Origin of the sequence: Rothia sp. HMSC071C12 (assembly GCF_001813895.1) — a bacterium.
Lineage (GTDB): Bacteria > Actinomycetota > Actinomycetes > Actinomycetales > Micrococcaceae > Rothia > Rothia mucilaginosa.
On record NZ_KV814374.1, the window covers coordinates 96,264 to 113,805 of the forward strand.

General features: G+C 56.4%; 15 protein-coding genes. 1 reads left to right on the forward strand and 14 read right to left on the reverse strand.

Features of this window, described 5'->3' with window-relative positions; genetic code table 11:
- Window positions 1–1,070: 1,070 nt before the first annotated feature.
- The 12 genes from HMPREF2942_RS05400 to rpsJ form a co-directional block, all read right to left on the reverse strand.
- Window positions 1,071–3,803 carry an LPXTG cell wall anchor domain-containing protein gene (locus HMPREF2942_RS05400; protein ID WP_049347278.1) on the reverse strand — a complete coding sequence of 911 codons (2,733 nt, stop codon included), beginning with the start codon at window positions 3,801–3,803 and terminating at the stop codon, window positions 1,071–1,073.
- A gap of 473 nt (window positions 3,804–4,276) precedes the next feature.
- The gene (gene rpsQ / locus HMPREF2942_RS05405; RefSeq protein ID WP_005508401.1) at window positions 4,277–4,549 is read right to left on the reverse strand and encodes a 30S ribosomal protein S17; all 273 of its coding nucleotides are present in this window, start codon (window positions 4,547–4,549) and stop codon (window positions 4,277–4,279) included.
- Window positions 4,546–4,785, reverse strand: coding sequence for a 50S ribosomal protein L29 (gene rpmC, locus HMPREF2942_RS05410; RefSeq protein WP_070688578.1), 240 nt, complete (start codon window positions 4,783–4,785; stop codon window positions 4,546–4,548). The genes rpsQ and rpmC overlap by 4 nt, the downstream gene beginning before the upstream one ends.
- Window positions 4,786–4,790: 5 nt before the next feature.
- The gene (rplP, locus tag HMPREF2942_RS05415; RefSeq protein ID WP_005504968.1) at window positions 4,791–5,210 is read right to left on the reverse strand and encodes a 50S ribosomal protein L16; all 420 of its coding nucleotides are present in this window, start codon (window positions 5,208–5,210) and stop codon (window positions 4,791–4,793) included.
- Window positions 5,211–6,008: a 30S ribosomal protein S3 gene (rpsC, locus tag HMPREF2942_RS05420; protein ID WP_005504966.1), complete on the reverse strand. Its 798-nt coding sequence runs from the start codon at window positions 6,006–6,008 to the stop codon at window positions 5,211–5,213. It abuts the gene before it with no gap.
- A complete protein-coding gene (gene rplV, locus HMPREF2942_RS05425; protein ID WP_005504964.1) occupies window positions 6,009–6,374 on the reverse strand; it encodes a 50S ribosomal protein L22 in 366 nt (121 codons plus the stop codon).
- Window positions 6,375–6,434: 60 nt separating this feature from the next.
- Entirely contained in the window at window positions 6,435–6,716 is a 282-nt protein-coding gene (rpsS, locus tag HMPREF2942_RS05430; protein ID WP_004005282.1) for a 30S ribosomal protein S19, read from the reverse strand.
- Between the two features lie 12 nt (window positions 6,717–6,728).
- Window positions 6,729–7,565 carry a 50S ribosomal protein L2 gene (rplB, locus tag HMPREF2942_RS05435; RefSeq protein ID WP_005504961.1) on the reverse strand — a complete coding sequence of 279 codons (837 nt, stop codon included), beginning with the start codon at window positions 7,563–7,565 and terminating at the stop codon, window positions 6,729–6,731.
- Window positions 7,566–7,605: 40 nt separating this feature from the next.
- Window positions 7,606–7,908 carry a 50S ribosomal protein L23 gene (gene rplW / locus HMPREF2942_RS05440; RefSeq protein ID WP_005504959.1) on the reverse strand — a complete coding sequence of 101 codons (303 nt, stop codon included), beginning with the start codon at window positions 7,906–7,908 and terminating at the stop codon, window positions 7,606–7,608.
- On the reverse strand, window positions 7,908–8,525 hold the full coding sequence (rplD, locus tag HMPREF2942_RS05445; protein WP_005504957.1) for a 50S ribosomal protein L4: 618 nt from the start codon (window positions 8,523–8,525) through the stop codon (window positions 7,908–7,910). The genes rplW and rplD overlap by 1 nt, the downstream gene beginning before the upstream one ends.
- 6 nt (window positions 8,526–8,531) lie before the next feature.
- Window positions 8,532–9,188, reverse strand: a complete 657-nt coding sequence (gene rplC, locus HMPREF2942_RS05450; protein WP_005504955.1) for a 50S ribosomal protein L3 — start codon at window positions 9,186–9,188, stop codon at window positions 8,532–8,534.
- A gap of 13 nt (window positions 9,189–9,201) precedes the next feature.
- Window positions 9,202–9,510 carry a 30S ribosomal protein S10 gene (gene rpsJ, locus HMPREF2942_RS05455; RefSeq protein ID WP_004005287.1) on the reverse strand — a complete coding sequence of 103 codons (309 nt, stop codon included), beginning with the start codon at window positions 9,508–9,510 and terminating at the stop codon, window positions 9,202–9,204.
- 576 nt (window positions 9,511–10,086) lie between these two features.
- Between rpsJ and HMPREF2942_RS05460 the strand changes: the two genes are divergently transcribed.
- Window positions 10,087–13,416, forward strand: a complete 3,330-nt coding sequence (locus HMPREF2942_RS05460) for a Fe2+/Zn2+ uptake regulation protein (protein ID WP_246824372.1) — start codon at window positions 10,087–10,089, stop codon at window positions 13,414–13,416.
- A gap of 620 nt (window positions 13,417–14,036) precedes the next feature.
- On the opposite strand, the gene tuf is transcribed toward HMPREF2942_RS05460, so the two are convergent.
- Both tuf and fusA read right to left on the reverse strand, forming a co-directional pair.
- On the reverse strand, window positions 14,037–15,227 hold the full coding sequence (gene tuf / locus HMPREF2942_RS05465) for an elongation factor Tu (protein ID WP_005508397.1): 1,191 nt from the start codon (window positions 15,225–15,227) through the stop codon (window positions 14,037–14,039).
- Window positions 15,228–15,427: 200 nt separating this feature from the next.
- Window positions 15,428–17,542, reverse strand: a complete 2,115-nt coding sequence (gene fusA / locus HMPREF2942_RS05470) for an elongation factor G (protein ID WP_049347282.1) — start codon at window positions 17,540–17,542, stop codon at window positions 15,428–15,430.

Sequence of the window (17,542 nt, forward strand, 5' to 3'; positions counted from 1 at the left end):
GTTCTCTTCAGGGTTGTATGCCACTTGATACTGGCCAGCAAGTCCCGCGGAACGATCCACGGAAAAACGCTTAGCATCCGGCACGTTCTTCTGCTCTTCTCCTGCGACAGGGGGAACCATAAGTATCTCCAGAGTTGTGTAGTTTGGAGGCTAGCTCACCTTATATTTTGCGGGCTTAGCATCCGGAGCTTTCTGCTGTATATCTTACGCTTTGCCCACCATTTTGAGGCTTTTCTAGTGCAGTCCATGCACTACGAAATTCATCCTCAAGAGGTCCTATATTGGCATCCGGAGCTGTTCTCCCCTCCGGCTCTGAGCGGGGCAAATTTACCCCATGAAAGCTTTACAATCTAAACATAATTAGCATAAAAGACATATATCTAGAACTATCGGCATCTTCTAGAACTAAAAGACTTATATCGAGTCGACCAGAGCCATAGATTTTGTAATATTTCTTCACCTCTGACCCCCTCAAAACAGCGTTCTGAAAAAATCTGCTTAAAAATTTAGAAATTAAGGGTTGTTTTTTCAAAAATCAAGTTTTTTAGCAAAAATCGCGATTCAAGGTGCGAAAATCAGCGAGATGTACCATAATAGAAGAGACGCATGCGTCAAACAAGAGGTTCGGTCCTTATCGGACAGATTTCTTGGGTCCCTTTTTCCTCGCTAATCCGTTTGTCTAGGGACCGAACCTCGCTTTGACACTAAACCCGCACTTCGGTGCGGGTTTTCTTCGTATTTGAGGCGTTAGAATCCCGCACTTCATTCTTCAGGCTGTTAACTCGTCAAATAAGGGCGGGCGAGCGCAGAGGGTGCGCTTCACCCTTCCTCCGCTTCTCTTCCGCTCTCCCCCGCTACTACTTCTGATCCTGGTCTAGGCCTTCCGCTCGAATACAGACGTATAGGCAAAACGATAGGGGCGGTACCCATCGGTTCGATGGGTACCGCCCCTTTCAGCGCCTATCGGCAGTTTCAGAGAGTCAAGCGGGTTCTTGAATATCTAGCAGATCCCGCTCTACCTCTTTCGCTACCGCCAAGCGGTAGTATCGTGGGCTGCCGTGGGGTACGGGCTATGCCTTGCGGCGACGTGCTACCAGCACGGTTGCGCCAACGACCAGGGCAAGAACGCCGATTCCTGCAGCAACGACGACGCCCGAAGCACCGGTGTTAGCCAGCGAAGACTTCGAGGAGCTCGAAGCGGTGGAGCCGTTGTTGGAAGAGGTGACGTTCTGCGACGAAGAGCCGGAGGTCTTCGGTGCAGTGCTGTCCTTCTTCTGAGCATCAGACTTCAAAGAATCCGCGGGAGCCTTGGACTGATCCTTAGCGTTTTCCTTTACCTGTTCCTTGGAGTCTGCCGGTGCGGAAGGCGCCTCAGAGGGGTTAGTTACAGGTGCGTTAGCCGACTCGGATGCCTTCGGTTCCGAAACCTTCGGCGCAGGTGCCTGGTTTTCAACGCTGAAGGTGTATTCTGCAGCCACACCACCGCGCACGTTATCGTTCTCGGTCAGGGAACCGGAGAGCAGGTAGATAGCAACGCTATCGCCGGTCTTCAGTTCTTCAGTCAGGTTAGAGTTTGCCACGGTGGGGCGGTCGATGGTTGCGGTGAAGTTACCGTTTTCGTCCGCCTTGATGTATGCCCAGATGCCTGCGCTATTGCCTTCAACGCCTTCGAGCTTGGGCTCTTCCTTCGCGGAAATAGCGCCCTTGTTCAGCTTGACCGCGATAACGGAGCCCTTACCGTCCAGAGTCTTGAAGCCTTCACCGCGGAAGGTCAGCTTCTGGCCGTCCCAAGTCTTGGGGAAGTAGACCTTAGCGCCGTCCTTGTACTCGTGCACAACCTCATTGGAATTTGCGCTTTCGGAGGGTGCCGGGGTGCTCGGCTCGGGCTTAGCAGACTCGCTCGGAGCCGGAGTAGTCGGCTCAGGCTTAGCAGACTCACTCGGAGCCGGAGTGGGCTCGTTGCCACCAGGCAGGCTCAGCTTAGTACCGGCGGGGTAAGTGGTAGTCACGCCAGAGGGAGCAGCAGCGACCTGGGTAGTTTCTGCCGGTGCGCAGGTCGCAGCGGTGTCTGCCTTCTTCTCTGCAACAGTTGCGGAGAGCGCTTCACCACCACGTGCGGTATCGCCTTCAACCATGGAGCCGGAGAGCAGGAAGACAGATACCTTATCGCCGCTCTTCAGGTTTTCCTTCAGGTTGGAGTTTTCAGTGGTCGGGTACGGCAGCTCAGCGGTGAAGTTACCATTCTCATCTGCCTGGATGTACGCCCAGACGCCGGCGCTGTTGCCCTCAGCACCGTTGAGCTTCGGCTCTTCCTTCGCGGAGATGCGGCCCTTGTTCAGCTTGACTGCGAGTACGGAGCCCTTTGAACCGTCCTGAGTCTTGAAACCTTCGCCACGCAGCTTCAGGGTTTCACCGGTGGTCCAGTCCTTCACGGCGTAGAGCTTAGCGCCGTCGGCGTAGGTCTTCACCAGTTCTTCAGAAGAAGCCTGTGCAGCAGGCTTCGCGGTGGTTTCAACGGTGGTGTTGATCTTCACCATGACGCCGGGAGTAATCGGGGAGTCTGCGTTGTCCTTGCCCTTGGGCTCGGTGCTAGAGGTGCGGTATTCGCCGGTGGTCTTATCGATGGTGTAATCGGTTTCGATAGCGGAAGCGCCTTCAATGCTGCGTGCTACAGCGTATGCACTGCCGTCTGCGGTGACCAGAACATCATTTGCGCCGCTGGTCGCACCGGTAGACACCTGAGAAACAACGGTGCCGGTTCGTGCATCAACAACACCGACGTTGCCGGTACCGTAATCGGTCACGTACAGCAGGTCACGGGCTTCGTCGGAGGCGAGAGCGAGGGCCTGGTTGCCGAAAGGAATGGTCTTCTTGTAGGCACCAGTTTCCAGGTCGTAGACGGTGATACCGGAGTTAGTGCCCTTACGGTCACCCTGGGTGCTGACGTAGATTTCCTTCAGGGACTTGTCGATAGTGACGTCCGAGGGGTTCAGAGTAGCTTCAGCATTTTCCTTGTGCAGCTGAATGGTCTTCTCAACCTCGTAGCTCTTGGTGTCAATCACCTTCACGGTGCCGGCACTCAAGGAGGGTACGTAGAGCTTGCCATCAGCGGAGTCTACGTGCATGTTCATTGCGATGTCAGATTCGCCCTTGGCGTCGGTGAATTCAATCTTCTTGACCAGGGCGTGCCGAGTGGTGTCGAAGACACTAATGCCGCCGGAGCCAGATACAAAGACCTTGCCGCTGGAGGGGTCGATGCGTACCTCACGAGGGTGGTTGACGTCGCCTTCTGCACTGCTCCAGATAATCTTGTTGGTCGCGGGATCGAAGACAGATACCTTGTTGACGCGGGTCTGGGTCACCCATACGTATCCGGTTGCTTCGTCGTAGGCAATACCGTAGGGAGATTCAATCTGCTTACCGGTCGGTGCGGTAGCGCCACGTGCAATAAAGTCCGTGGTCGGGAACTGGTAGACAGTAGCAAGGCTCGGGGTGGATGCAACGTTCCAGGTGCCGACGCCACCGGTCAGAATCGGCGGGCGGCCGGAGGAGAAGGAAGTGTAGAGGGAGGAGGTTGCTGCCGAGTATGCCAGCTGGTACTGGCCGGGCAGGCCCTGGTACTGGGTAGCGCTCACTGCAATGTGGCGGCATTCCTCAGTGGAGTTCTGGGAGTTCCCGCCGGGAACGGATGCGGAGACGTTTGCCGCAAAGGTAGCGGGAACGGCAGCGAAAGAGCCTGCAACAACGGAAAGTGCGCCAGCAATGGCGAGCAGCTTACGTGAGGGCTTGGGTGAAGAAGTCATGATAATCCTCAATGATGTGTAGTGGTACTTCTCCAAAGGTCGTGCAACCTCCGGAAGGTGCAAAGCCACCCGACTAATTATTAGGAAAGGTTATGCTAAGCAACTATAAAGTTGATAATAAGTCCCTAATCAGGTTGTTTTCAAGTGTTGCTCATCGGATTCCGCAGACCCCAGGCGCCTTACTCACGTATTACTTTTCATTTTTTCGCCCTAATTCCGCCTCCACATGCGTTTTCTTCTCTAGCAGCGTCTACTCATGGATTGCGCCATCAACGCGAGAGAAAAATATTGCTTTCTCGTATGACATATCAAGACATTTATGACAAATGTTGTCTTAGCGCCTGTTATTAGCCCGTGCCATAGGGCGCCCGCCCCGGTTTTTCCCGTACAAAGGTTAAAAGCAAAGAGCCCCTCTCCTACCGAAGTAGGAGAGGGGCTCTTTTACTGCTCTAGCAGAGAGTCATGAAGAGAGCTTACTTAGCCTTCTCGATGATCTCCACGATACGCCAGCGCTTGGAAGCGGACAGCGGACGGGTCTCTGCAATCAGAACGAGGTCACCGATGCCAGCAGCGTTCTGCTCATCGTGTGCCTTGATCTTGGAGCTACGGCGAACGACCTTGCCGTACAGTGCGTGCTTCACGTGGTCCTCGACCTCGACGACAACGGTCTTGTCCATCTTGTCGGAGACAACGTAGCCGCGGCGGGTCTTGCGGTAGCCGCGCTCTTCGTTCTTTACTTCACTCACTTGGACTCACCTTCAGTTGCGGGACGAATACCGAGCTCGCGCTCACGCAGCACGGTGTAGATACGTGCGATGTCGCGCTTGATAGTGCGGCGACGACCTGCGCTAGCCTGACCGGTGACTTCCTGGAAGCGGATGTTGAAGAGTTCCTTCTTCGCTTCGCTCAGCTTTGCAGCCAGCTCTTCGTTGGAGAGCTCTGCGAGCTTATCGATGCTCAGGTCCTTGGATCCTACTGCCATCTCGCTTATTCACCACCTTCGCGGCGACGCACAACACGTGCCTTCATCGGGAGCTTGTGGATTGCCAGGCGCATTGCCTCGCGAGCCACTTCTTCGGACACACCGGAGAGTTCAAACATGACTCGACCCGGCTTGACATTTGCGACCCACCACTCGGGCGAACCCTTACCGGAACCCATACGGGTTTCAGCGGGCTTCTTGGTCAGCGGACGGTCGGGATAAATGTTGATCCAGACCTTACCGCCACGCTTGATGTGACGGGTCATTGCGATACGTGCAGCCTCAATCTGGCGGTTGGTCACGTATGCGGGCGACAGGGCCTGAATGCCCCACTCACCGAAGCTAACCTCGGTGCCGCCCTTTGCGAGACCACTACGCTTGGGGTGGTGCTGCTTGCGGTACTTTACTCGACGGGGAATAAGCATTTATGCCTCACCGTTCTCTGCAGTCTTGGCCTCGACCTTTGCCGAAGCGTTCTCGTTGCGGCGCTCGCGACGAGGACCACGGTTGCCCTGGCGGCGGCGGTCACCATCGCGGCGGTTGCCACGGCGGTTGTTTGCTGCCTGCTGAGCTGCCAGCTCCTTGTCGGTCAGGTCGCCCTTGTAGATCCAGACCTTCACGCCGATGCGACCGAAGGTGGTCTTAGCCTCGAAGAAGCCGTAGTCGATGTTCGCACGCAGGGTGTGCAGGGGCACACGGCCTTCGCGGTAGAACTCGGAACGGGACATTTCAGCGCCACCCAGACGGCCGGAGCACTGGATACGGATACCCTTTGCGCCTGCACGCTGTGCGGACTGGATTGCCTTCTTCATTGCACGGCGGAATGCAACACGCGATGCGAGCTGCTCTGCGATGCTCTGTGCAACCAGCTGAGCGGAGAGGTCGGGGTTAGCAACCTCGAGGATGTTCAGCTGAATCTGCTTGTTGGTGAGCTTCTCGAGCTCGCCGCGGATGCGGTCTGCTTCTGCGCCACGGCGGCCAATCACGATACCGGGACGAGCGGTGTGGATGTCCACACGCACGCGGTCACGGGTACGCTCGATCTCGACCTTTGCAACGCCTGCGCGATCCAGGTTCTTTGCCAGCAGCTCGCGGATCTTTACGTCCTCGCGGACGAAGTCAGCGTAACGCTCGCCGGGCTTGTTGGAATCAGCGAACCACTTGGAGACGTGGTCAGTGGTGATGCCCAGTCGGAAACCGTTCGGGTGAATTTTCTGACCCATTTAGCGGTCCTCCTCCTTCTCCGGGGTAGCAACTACCACGGTGATGTGGCTGGTGCGCTTGTTGATTCGGTATGCGCGACCCTGAGCGCGGGGCTGAATGCGCTTCATGGTCGGGCCCTCGTTCACGAATGCTTCGCTGATGAACAGCTCTTCCTCGCGGAAGGGCAGACCCTGCTGGGTTGCCTTCTGACGAGCGTTAGCTACTGCCGAAGCAACGATCTTGTATACCGGCTCCGAAGCTGCCTGGGGGGCGAACTTCAGAATCGCCAGAGCCTCTTCCGCCTGCTTACCACGGATCAGGTTGACGACACGGCGGGCCTTCATAGGCGTAACGCGAACGAAACGCGCTGATGCCTTGGCTTCCATTGCCTATCTCTCTTTCGTCTATTGCCGAAAGGGAAACGTTAGCTTATCGGTGTGAACCGATTAGCGACGCTTGCCCTTACGGTCGTCCTTCACGTGGCTGCGGAAAGTGCGGGTCGGAGCAAACTCACCGAGCTTGTGACCAACCATCGACTCGGTGATGAACACCGGCACGTGCTTGCGACCGTCGTACACTGCGATGGTGTGACCGAGCATGTCGGGGATAATCATCGAGCGACGCGACCAAGTCTTGATTACGTTCTTGGTGCCCTTCTCGTTCTGAGCTGCAACCTTCAGGTAGAGGTGCTGATCAACGAAAGGGCCCTTCTTCAAACTACGAGGCATGTTTCAGGCTCCTTAGCGCTTCTTGCCAGTACGACGGCGACGAACGATGAGCTTGTCGCTTTCCTTGTTGGGACGGCGGGTACGACCCTCGGGCTTACCGTTGGGGTTAACCGGGTGACGACCACCGGAGGTCTTACCTTCACCACCACCGTGCGGGTGGTCAACCGGGTTCATGACCACACCACGGACGGTCGGGCGGATGCCCTTCCAGCGGTTACGGCCTGCCTTACCCCAGTTGATGTTGGACTGCTCAGCGTTGCCAACTTCACCAACGGTTGCGCGGCAGCGAACATCCACGTTGCGGATTTCTCCGGAGGGCAGACGGAGCTGACCGTACTTACCTTCCTTAGCAACCAGCTGTACAGAAGCACCTGCGGAACGAGCCAGCTTTGCGCCGCCACCGGGGCGGAGCTCGACACAGTGAATCACGGTACCAACGGGGATGTTGCGCAGGGGCAGGTTGTTACCGGGCTTGATGTCAGCTGCGGGGCCGGACTCGACGATGTCGCCCTGAGCGAGCTTGTTCGGAGCGATGATGTAGCGCTTGGAACCATCGAAGTAGTGCAGCAGCGCGATGCGAGCGGTACGGTTGGGATCGTACTCGATGTGTGCAACGCGTGCGTTAACGCCGTCCTTGTCGTGACGACGGAAGTCGATCAGACGGTACTGGCGCTTGTGGCCGCCACCCTTGTGACGGGTGGTGATGCGGCCGGTGTTGTTACGGCCGCCGGTCTTGTGAAGCGGACGAAGCAGGGACTTTTCCGGGGTGGAGCGGGTGATCTCGGAGAAATCAGCAACGCTCGAACCGCGGCGACCCGGGGTCGTCGGCTTGTACTTACGAATACCCATTTAGATATTTCTTCCTTCGTTAAAGTGGTCTCCGCGGGGCTTATGCCTGCGGACCGCCGAAGATGTCGATGGTGCCTTCCTTGAGGGTCACAATCGCACGCTTGGTGTTCTTGCGAGCGCCCCAACCGAAACGGGTGCGCTTGCGCTTGCCCTGACGGTTGATGGTGTTGACGGAAGCAACCTTGACGTCAAAGATCTTCTCGATGGCCTGCTTGATTTCCAGCTTGTTGGAATCGGTAGCGACCTCGAAGGTGTACTTACCTTCGTCGAGCTGACCGTAGCTCTTCTCGGAAACGACGGGAGCGATAATCACGTCGTATACAGACTTGGTGGAAACGCTCATTACTTAGCGCCCTCCTTCTTCTGAGCTGCAGCAACGAATGCGTCGAATGCTGCCTTGGTGAAGACCACGTCGTCAGAAACCAGCACATCGTAGGTGTTGAGCTGATCTGCGTACAGAACGTGGACGTTCTCCAGGTTACGTGCGGACAGAGCCACAACGTCCTCTGCACGAGCAATCACAAGAAGGATGTTCTTGCGCTCGGTGATAGCTGCGAATGCAGCCTTTGCAGCCTTGGTCGAGGGGGTTTCACCGGAGATGAAGTTCTCGACAACGTGGACGCGGTCGTGACGAGCGCGATCAGAGAGAGCACCGCGCAGTGCAGCGGCGATCATCTTCTTGGGGGTGCGCTGTGCGTAGTTACGCGGGGTCGGACCGTGAACAACGCCACCGCCGGTCATGTGCGGTGCACGGATGGAGCCCTGACGTGCGTTACCGGTACCCTTCTGCTTGAAGGGCTTACGGCCTGCACCGGAAACCTCGCCGCGGTTCTTGGTCTTGTGGGTGCCCTGGCGTGCAGCAGCGAGCTGTGCAACGACAACCTGGTGCAGCAGGGGCACGGATGCCTGCGCGTCGAAAATCTCTGCGGGCAGGTCTACCTTAAGGGTCTTAACAGCCATGATGTATTAGGCTCCCTTCACAGCGGTACGAACCAGAACAACGCCGCCCTTGGGACCGGGGATTGCGCCCTTGATCAGCAGGACATTGTTCTCTGCGTCCACACCCTGGATAGTCAGGTTCAAGGTAGTGTGACGTGCTGCGCCCATACGGCCAGCCATGCGCATACCCTTGAACACGCGTGCGGGGTAGGATGCGCCACCGATGGAACCGGGCTTACGGTGGTTCTTGTGCTGACCGTGAGACGCGCCAACACCCTTGAAGCCGTGACGCTTCATAACACCTGCGAAGCCCTTACCCTTGGTCTTACCAACGACGTCGACCTTCTGGCCTGCTTCGAAGAGCTCAACGGTCAGTTCCTGACCGAGGGAATACTCAGAAGCATCTGCGGTACGCAGCTCGACGATGTGGCGACGGGGGGTAACACCGGCCTTCTCGAAGTGACCAGCCAGGGGCTTGGTAACCTTGCGAGAGTCGATTGCACCGAAACCGATCTGAACAGCTTCGTAGCCGTCAGTTTCCTGGTTACGGATCTGGGTAACAACGTTAGAATCAGCCTTGACGACGGTGACGGGCACGAACTTGCCGTCCTCGTCCCAGACCTGGGTCATGCCGAGCTTGGTGCCCAGCAGGCCCTTCACCTGGCGCTCGAATTTGTTAGTCATTAGATGCGATCCTCTACAGCTTGATCTCGATGTTTACGTCTGCCGGCAGGTCGAGACGCATGAGGGCATCAACAGCCTTGGGGGTCGGATCAACAACGTCGATCAGACGCTTGTGCGTACGCATCTCGAAGTGCTCGCGGCTGTCCTTGTACTTGTGGGGAGAACGAATAACACAGTAGACGTTCTTCTCGGTCGGCAGCGGCACGGGGCCAACTACAGTTGCGCCTGCGCCCTTGACCGTTTCGACGATTTTCCGTGCCGAAGAATCGATGACCTCGTGGTCATAGGACTTCAGACGGATGCGGATTTTCTGTCCCGCCATCTGTCGGACTCTCTTTCTTGATGTATTCCCTGTATCGGAGCTTTTGCCCCTTTGTTATAGCGCTTAAGGAACGCGATATATTCATCACGTGCGCCACTCAGAACGGACTGAATCCGGCTTTGCCGGGTTCCTCACCCCGCCTGAGTACCGACCCCCGAACTCGGGCGTGTCGCCTATTTTCTAGACAAACTCGTCCCGTCATCCTTCGGACCGGGTCATACGTGGGCCTACCTTTAGTGCAGGTAGACGCTTTGACAACGTCGTCAATTCTCTCAGAGTTAGAGCCCTGATGCAATACGAACACAAGTTAAGTGCTTAAGAACACTTAACTGTCGCTGTCAACCTGAGGATACTCCCGCGATGTAACTCTCAGGGAGCTTTCAATCTACTTTCAGTAAGTTCCATGCGCTTTATTGCTCTTAATAAAGCTTTTAGGCCTAAAGACTCTCGTATCGTAGAAGTATCACTACAGCCTAAGGAGAAACCATGTCTCAGCCGACACAACCTCATCAGGCATCCTCTAGCTCTCACTCTTCGTCTCAGAGCCCTCAGTATGCTCAGCCGCAAGGTCTCGGCTTGTACGTTCCCCCGTCCCTATCGAGTCCGTATCCTCAGCCTCCTGCGCAGCGACGCCGGGTCAATGAGGATATCTTCCTCAATATTGTTCTGTACATCGGCTCGCTCCTGCTCATCGGCGCTGCAGGTCTTTTTGTCACCTCGGTGACTTCTTCTCAGGATGAAACGGCTATCTTCCGTGTCCTCGCAATGGCGCTTGGAGCAATTGTCTTCTACGGAGCCGGTCTGCTCACCTACCGTTTCGTAGAGCGCCTGCGTATTGCCTCCTACTCTTTTGCAGCAACGGGTCTTGCGTTTATTCCTCTGACCGGCGTTGCTATCTATGTCCTCAAGATTTGGACTGAAGGACGCTACATCTGGCTCCTCACGTCTCTGGTTGGCACTGCAGCTATTGTTGGAGCCTGCGCCCTCATGCGTAACCGTGTGATGGCGTACCTGCTGATTTCGTTCATCGTTTCGGACTCGTTGGCAGCTACGAAGGTGGCGGCTCTGCCTTTCGTTTGGTATTTCGTTTCTCTGACTGCCGTTGCCACTGTTCTGGGTTTGATTCTGCACTTTGCCCCGAATGCTGCCCCGAAGGGTATCCGCGAAGGTCTTGTTGATTCTTCCCGTATTTTCGTCCCGGCTACTGCCGTCGCCATTTTCTTCTTTACCAACGATCTGAGCTACACGGATGCAGGTATTGCCTTTGCGGTCATGTCTGTGCACGCCATTCTGTTCACCTGGCTGAACGGCACGGCGGATTACTACGCCCAGGCACGCATCTACCCGATTGCATCCATTCTCTCCTTCATCATGGACTCGGATCACGGCCCGTGGTTCCCCAGTATCTTCTTCGTCTCTGTTCTGGTTGTTAACCTGATTTCTGCCTACGTATTTATTCCTCGTCTGCAGAAGACTATTGCTGGTTCCGCTCCTGCTGCCGCTGAACAGTCCGAGCAGGTGCAAAGCACCCCGGCTATCCCCTGGGCGAAGGAAGCTCTTCACCAACCCGCTCGCAAGATAGAGTGGTTGCCGGCAATTGACGCATGCGTCGGCGTATTCTTCTCCTTCTTTGCTCTCCTTGATGCCTTCTACACTGCTCACGTCGCTGATAGCGTTACCTACGCAACGCGCTGGAGCACTTTCCTTCCCTATGCAGAGGGTAATCAAGGTGTCTTCCCCGCGCCCTGGGTTATTGGTGTCCTCTGCATTGTCAGTTTCTTGCTGTACCGCAAGGCAATTCAGCCTCTGGTGCTCATGAGTTTTGTAGCGCTCATCCCGGTCATTGGCATGTATGCTTCCCCTGGCAACCAGGGAACGTTCTACCTCTTCTTTGCCGCGGCTGTAGTCATCTATCTGGTCACTGCTAAGGCTCCCGAGGCACGTACTGCTGGAGCGGTACTGAGCAACATCGGTTATGCCATTGGTATGATTCAGCTCTTCCTCGCTCTCATTCCTGAGATGCAGACTTCTGAGTCACTTTTGATGTTTGCGTTGGTCTGCGCCGCTATTGCGCTACTGACTTTTGTCCTCTCTCAGGGCGTTGCAGCGCAGAACGCAAGCTACCGTCTTGTAGAGATGTCGACGTACCTCTTCTTGGGCGTTTTTGCTCTCTTCGTGGGGTACGTAGCTAACCATGCTGATGGCGGAGCACATGGCCGATTCTGGGTTGGTTTCCCTCTCTTCTCGGGTGCCGTCCTCTTCTTGAGCGTCCTGAGCGCTCTTATTCTGGCCCGCGCGCTACGACTTTCGGATGTTGGTTCCTTCCGCTCCACGCTTGTCATGTTTGTCCGTATCGCGTTCTACGCGACTCTGCTTATCGCGACGATTGGCTCGCGACACTACCTGCTGTACGACTTGCAGAAGGAGTACATTGCTGTAGCATTGCCGGCGCTCCTGACCGTCGTTTATGGTGCGCTTGGTTTCTTTATGCCGGTTGGCTCTTCGATTCGTTCGGAGCTACTCACCGTTGCGCGGTTCCCCATCTGCTGGTCGGTCATTCTGCTCGCGATCACCGGCAATATGAAGGAATCGCTCGTAGACTTCCTCGTACTTGCGCTGCTGGCGGTTCAGGCTCTGTGCAGCGTGCTACTCTACGCGTACTCCAAGCGAAACTACGAAGCATACGCGGCGGCGATTTTCTTCACGCTCGGTTCTGTCCTGAGCGCAGGCCGTTTCATTGGCGATTTTGATAATCTTCTGTTCGCGGTAGCAACTCCTGCTATCTTCATCTCTGTATGGGTGCTTGCCCTTATCTTCAGGGTCTCCCGCATGCAGATTGGTGCCTCCATCAGCATCACGACTTTCTGCATCGGTGCTCTGTGGAATCTCTTCAACACGAGGGAAAGCACAATGGAGATGACTCTTCTGGGCTACTACGCTCTGATTGCCGTCATCATCCTGTTCGTTCTGAAGGTCACGCTCCCGGTTGAGGTCTTCGGTGTGAGGGCAAATGTTCGTCCTCGCATCGCTGTTCCGGCCGGTAATACGATGGTTGATTTGCCGATGCACGGCCCGCTGGGTGCCCCCTACGCGCGTTTCATGTCTCGCCGTCCCCTGAGCCAGGGTATCTATGCACCGGTCAATACGCTGCTGATGATTCCCGCTCTGGCGGTGCTGGGATTCTACACCTTCGTTGGGTTGGTTTTTGAGCCCAGGCAGGTGGAGCTCAACGCACTTCTCTGGGGTCTGGGTGCTCTGTCCTTCGTATCTGTCACCAAGGCGAAGAACCTGCCGATTGTCTGCACCACGGCGTTCAGCCTCTTCATCGCCCGTCTGGTCATTGATTACTCGAAGTCCAACCCCCTGAGCGTCATTCTTGAGGTTGCTCTCCTGATTCTGCTGGCTGTTGTGGCAGCCAAGGTTCTCAAGAACTTCATCGCAAAGAGGCCTGTAGATACGCAGGTATCGGATTCTCCTCTGTACTGGGCTTTGGGTCTGCAGGTGTTCCTCACCCTGGTAACGTGGGCAGTTCCCGCTGATGGTCCGGATATCGTGGTGTTGGTACTCGGTATTGCCCTGACTCTCCTGAGCGCTCTGCTGCTCGACCGAGTCTGGACCTATATCGCAACTGCTCTGGTCACCCTCGACCTGGCAATTTTGCTCAACGGTCTGAACCCGCTGACCCTGCTAATCATCTCGATTTTGCTTATTGCCGGCGTTATCTGGCGTCTGCTGGCGCGACAGAATAAGCAGGATGTGGTAGCTCCGCACCAGGGTTCTGAGCAGCTCGAGGACTTCCCGCCGTCTCAGAATCAGCCGGGTATGTACCCTCAGAGCAATGTCCAGATGCAGCAGCCCCCGGCTCCTCAGCAAGGCTACGAGCCTCGTCATGAGGAAAACATCTAGCTATCAGCACGTATAGGTTCTATTCCTACGGCATTCTGTAGTAGGATTACCTATGTCCCTTCCGAGGGGCAGTCATTCGAATTGCGGTTCCCAGCCTTCGGGCTGGGAACCGTTTTTCTTTGTCCGCAGATTCTATATTCCATCTACAGGGTCTGTAGTCGCTCCCCCGCCGCAAGCCGGTCCGCATGACCCAGATTCTGTCTCGAGCCAGCAGATCTCTGAACGGAGTAGGCAATCGTTCCCCTACCCAGGTTCTTTCCATGTCCAGCTTCTTTCCATATCCAGGAGTTCAGAATCTACGGCTAGAAGGTACGGACATGTCATACCGCCGCCGAGGAGGGTGTTCCCTGCCGCTACAGATTCACCATGAACTCCGCTATCGGCCACGTATACCCCTTCAGAAGCCTTGAGCGGCTGCTGAGACGAACTGATAACGCTCAGAGCGGGTTTTATACAGCCCAGCAGATAATGCCGCTCTCTCCTTCGCCGGAGCCTTCAGCAACCCGCAAAAGGGCATAACAAAAGGACCCCCGCAGATGCGGGGGTCCTTGAGTATCGCTACCTGATGGAGAGTTACCTCTCCGGCAGATCTTTAGCGAATTGTCGTAAATTTACGGCAATTACTTGATGATCTTGGTAACGCGACCCGAACCAACGGTGCGGCCACCCTCACGGATAGCGAAGCCGAGGCCCTCTTCCATTGCGATGGGCTGGATCAGGGTAACGGTCATCTCGGTGTTGTCACCGGGCATAACCATCTCGGTGCCCTCGGGGAGGGTGATAACGCCGGTCACGTCAGTGGTACGGAAGTAGAACTGAGGACGGTAGTTGGAGTAGAAGGGGTTGTGACGGCCACCCTCATCCTTGGAGAGGATGTAGACGTTTGCCTCGAACTCGGTGTGGGGGGTGATGGAGCCCGGCTCCACGACAACCTGACCACGCTCAACATCGTCACGCTTCAGACCACGCAGCAGCAGACCACAGTTCTCGCCTGCCCATGCTTCGTCGAGCTGCTTGTGGAACATCTCGATACCGGTAACGGTGGTCTTCTGGATCGGACGGATACCGACAATCTCGACCTCGGAGTTGATCTTCAGGGTACCGCGCTCTGCACGACCGGTAACAACGGTGCCACGACCGGTAATGGTGAAGACGTCCTCGATGGGCATGAGGAAGGGCTTGTCCTTCTCACGCACGGGGTCCGGAATGTAGGTGTCGACTGCGTCCATGAGCTCCTCGACCTTAGCAACCCACTCGGGGTCGCCTTCGAGAGCCTTCAGTGCGGAAACGCGAACAACGGGAGCGTTGTCGCCGTCGAACTCCTGCGAGGAGAGGAGGTCACGGACCTCCATCTCGACGAGGTCGAGGAGCTCTTCGTCGTCAACCATGTCTGCCTTGTTCAGTGCAACCAGCAGGGTGGGGACGCCAACCTGGCGAGCGAGCAGAACGTGCTCGCGGGTCTGTGCCATGGGGCCGTCGGTAGCAGCAACCACGAGGATTGCGCCGTCCATCTGAGCCGCACCGGTAATCATGTTCTTGACGTAGTCAGCGTGGCCGGGAGCGTCAACGTGTGCGTAGTGGCGCTTCTCGGTCTGGTACTCGATGTGAGCAATGTTAATGGTAATACCGCGCTGGCGCTCCTCGGGAGCGGAGTCGATCATACCGAAGTCGCGCTTCTCGTTCAGGTCCGGGTACTTGTCAGCCAGAACCTTGGAGATTGCTGCGGTCAGGGTGGTCTTACCGTGGTCAACGTGACCAATGGTACCGACGTTAACGTGAGGCTTGGAGCGCTCGAACTTAGCCTTAGCCAAGAGTGTTCCTCCTAGAACGATTGAAAACATGCACGCGGATCTTCGCTCCGGCGCATCCCGTTATAAAACGGTCTAGCGTCTACAATAGCGGATTACGCCGCAGAGATGAAACTGTTCATGCTCTCAATAATGGATTTAATTGAAAATTTTAGCGTGGGCCACAGGTTTTTAGCCCGTGGCCCACGGGTGAGACGCGAAAATTACTCGCCGCGGCTCTTCTGAATGATCTCGTCAGCGACGTTCTTGGGAACCTCGCCGTAGCTGTCGAATGCCATCGAGAACACTGCACGACCCTGGGTCTTGCCACGCAGGTCGCCAATGTAACCGAACATTTCGGTCAGGGGCACGATAGCCTTGATGATCTTAACGCCGGATGCGTCCTCCATGGAACGAACCTGGCCACGGCGGGAGTTCAGGTCGCCGATAACGTCGCCCATGTACTCCTCGGGGGTACGAACCTCAACGTCCATCAGCGGCTCGAGCAGGACCGGGTTAGCGCGCTTAGCGCCTTCCTTGAAGACCATCGAACCAGCGATCTTGAACGCCATTTCGGAGGAGTCGACGTCGTGGTAAGCACCGTCGATCAGGGTTGCCTTCACGCCCACCATCGGGTAGCCAGCGAGGACACCGAACTTCATAGCGTCCTGGATACCAGCGTCGACCGAGGGGATGTACTCGCGAGGAACGCGGCCACCGGTGACCTTGTCCTCGAACTCGTACAGCTCTTCGCCATCCAGGGGCAGGGGCTCGAAGGAGACCTGCACCTTTGCGAACTGACCGGAACCACCGGTCTGCTTCTTGTGGGTGTAGTCGACCTTCTCGACTGCCTTCTTGATGGTCTCGCGGTAAGCAACCTGAGGCTTACCAACGTTAGCCTCAACCTTGAACTCACGCTTCATACGGTCAACGATGATGTCCAGGTGCAGCTCACCCATACCACCAATTTCGGTCTGACCGGTTTCTTCGTTCAGCGAAACGGTGAAGGTGGGGTCCTCAGCGGAGAGCTTCTGGATAGCGGTGGACATCTTCTCCTGGTCACCCTTGGTCTTGGGCTCGATAGCCACGAAGATCACGGGATCGGGGAAGGTCATCGACTCGAGAACAATCGGGTGTGCGGGGTCGCACAGGGTGTCACCGGTGGTGGTGTCCTTCAGACCGATTGCAGCGTAAATGTGACCTGCGGTGATCTCCTCAACAGGGTTCTCCTTGTTGGAGTGCATCTGGAAGAGCTTACCGATGCGCTCCTTCTTACCCTTGGTGGAGTTCAGAACCTGCTGGCCCTGAGCTGCGGTACCGGAGTACACACGGGTGTAGGTCAGCTGACCATAGAACGGGTGAGCTGCAACCTTGAACGCCAGTGCTGCGAAGGGCTCCTCAGCGGATGCCTTACGGGTCAGCTTCTCTTCCTCGTTGGAGGGGTTGGAGCCGACAACGTCCGGAACGTCCAGCGGGGAGGGCAGGTACTCGATCACAGCGTCCAGCATGGGCTGAACACCGCGGTTCTTGAATGCAGAACCACAGAGAACGGGGAATGCCTCACCGGAGATAACCAGCTGACGGATACCAGCCTTAATCTCGGGGATGGTCAGCTCGCCCTCTTCGAGGTACTTCTCCATGAGCTCTTCGCTAGCCTCAGCAACAGCCTCAACCAGCTCAGCGCGGTACTGTTCAGCCTTCTCAACCAGGTCAGCAGGAATGTCCTGAACCTCGTAAGAGGAGCCCATGGTCACGTCACCCTTGGCGTCGCCGGGCCAGACGTATGCCTTCATTTCGAGCAGGTCAACAACACCGAGGAAGTCGCTCTCAGCGCCGATGGGGAGCTGAACAACCAGCGGGCGTGCGCCCAGGCGGTCGATGATGGTCTGAACGGTGAAGTAGAAGTCAGCACCCATCTTGTCCATCTTGTTGACGAAGCAGATACGGGGGACATCGTACTTGTCAGCCTGGCGCCAAACGGTCTCAGACTGGGGCTCAACACCTTCCTTGCCGTCGAACACAGCAACTGCGCCGTCGAGGACGCGCAGGGAGCGCTCAACCTCAACGGTGAAGTCGACGTGACCGGGGGTGTCGATAATGTTGATCTGGTTGTCCTTCCAGAAGCAGGTGGTTGCTGCGGAGGTAATGGTAATACCTCGCTCCTGCTCCTGAGCCATCCAGTCCATGGTGGAAGCGCCGTCGTGAGTCTCACCAATCTTGTGGTTAATACCGGTGTAGAACAGAATGCGCTCAGTGGTGGTGGTCTTACCGGCGTCGATGTGCGCCATAATACCGATGTTGCGGACCTTGTTAAGGTCGGTGAACACGTCAAGTGCCAC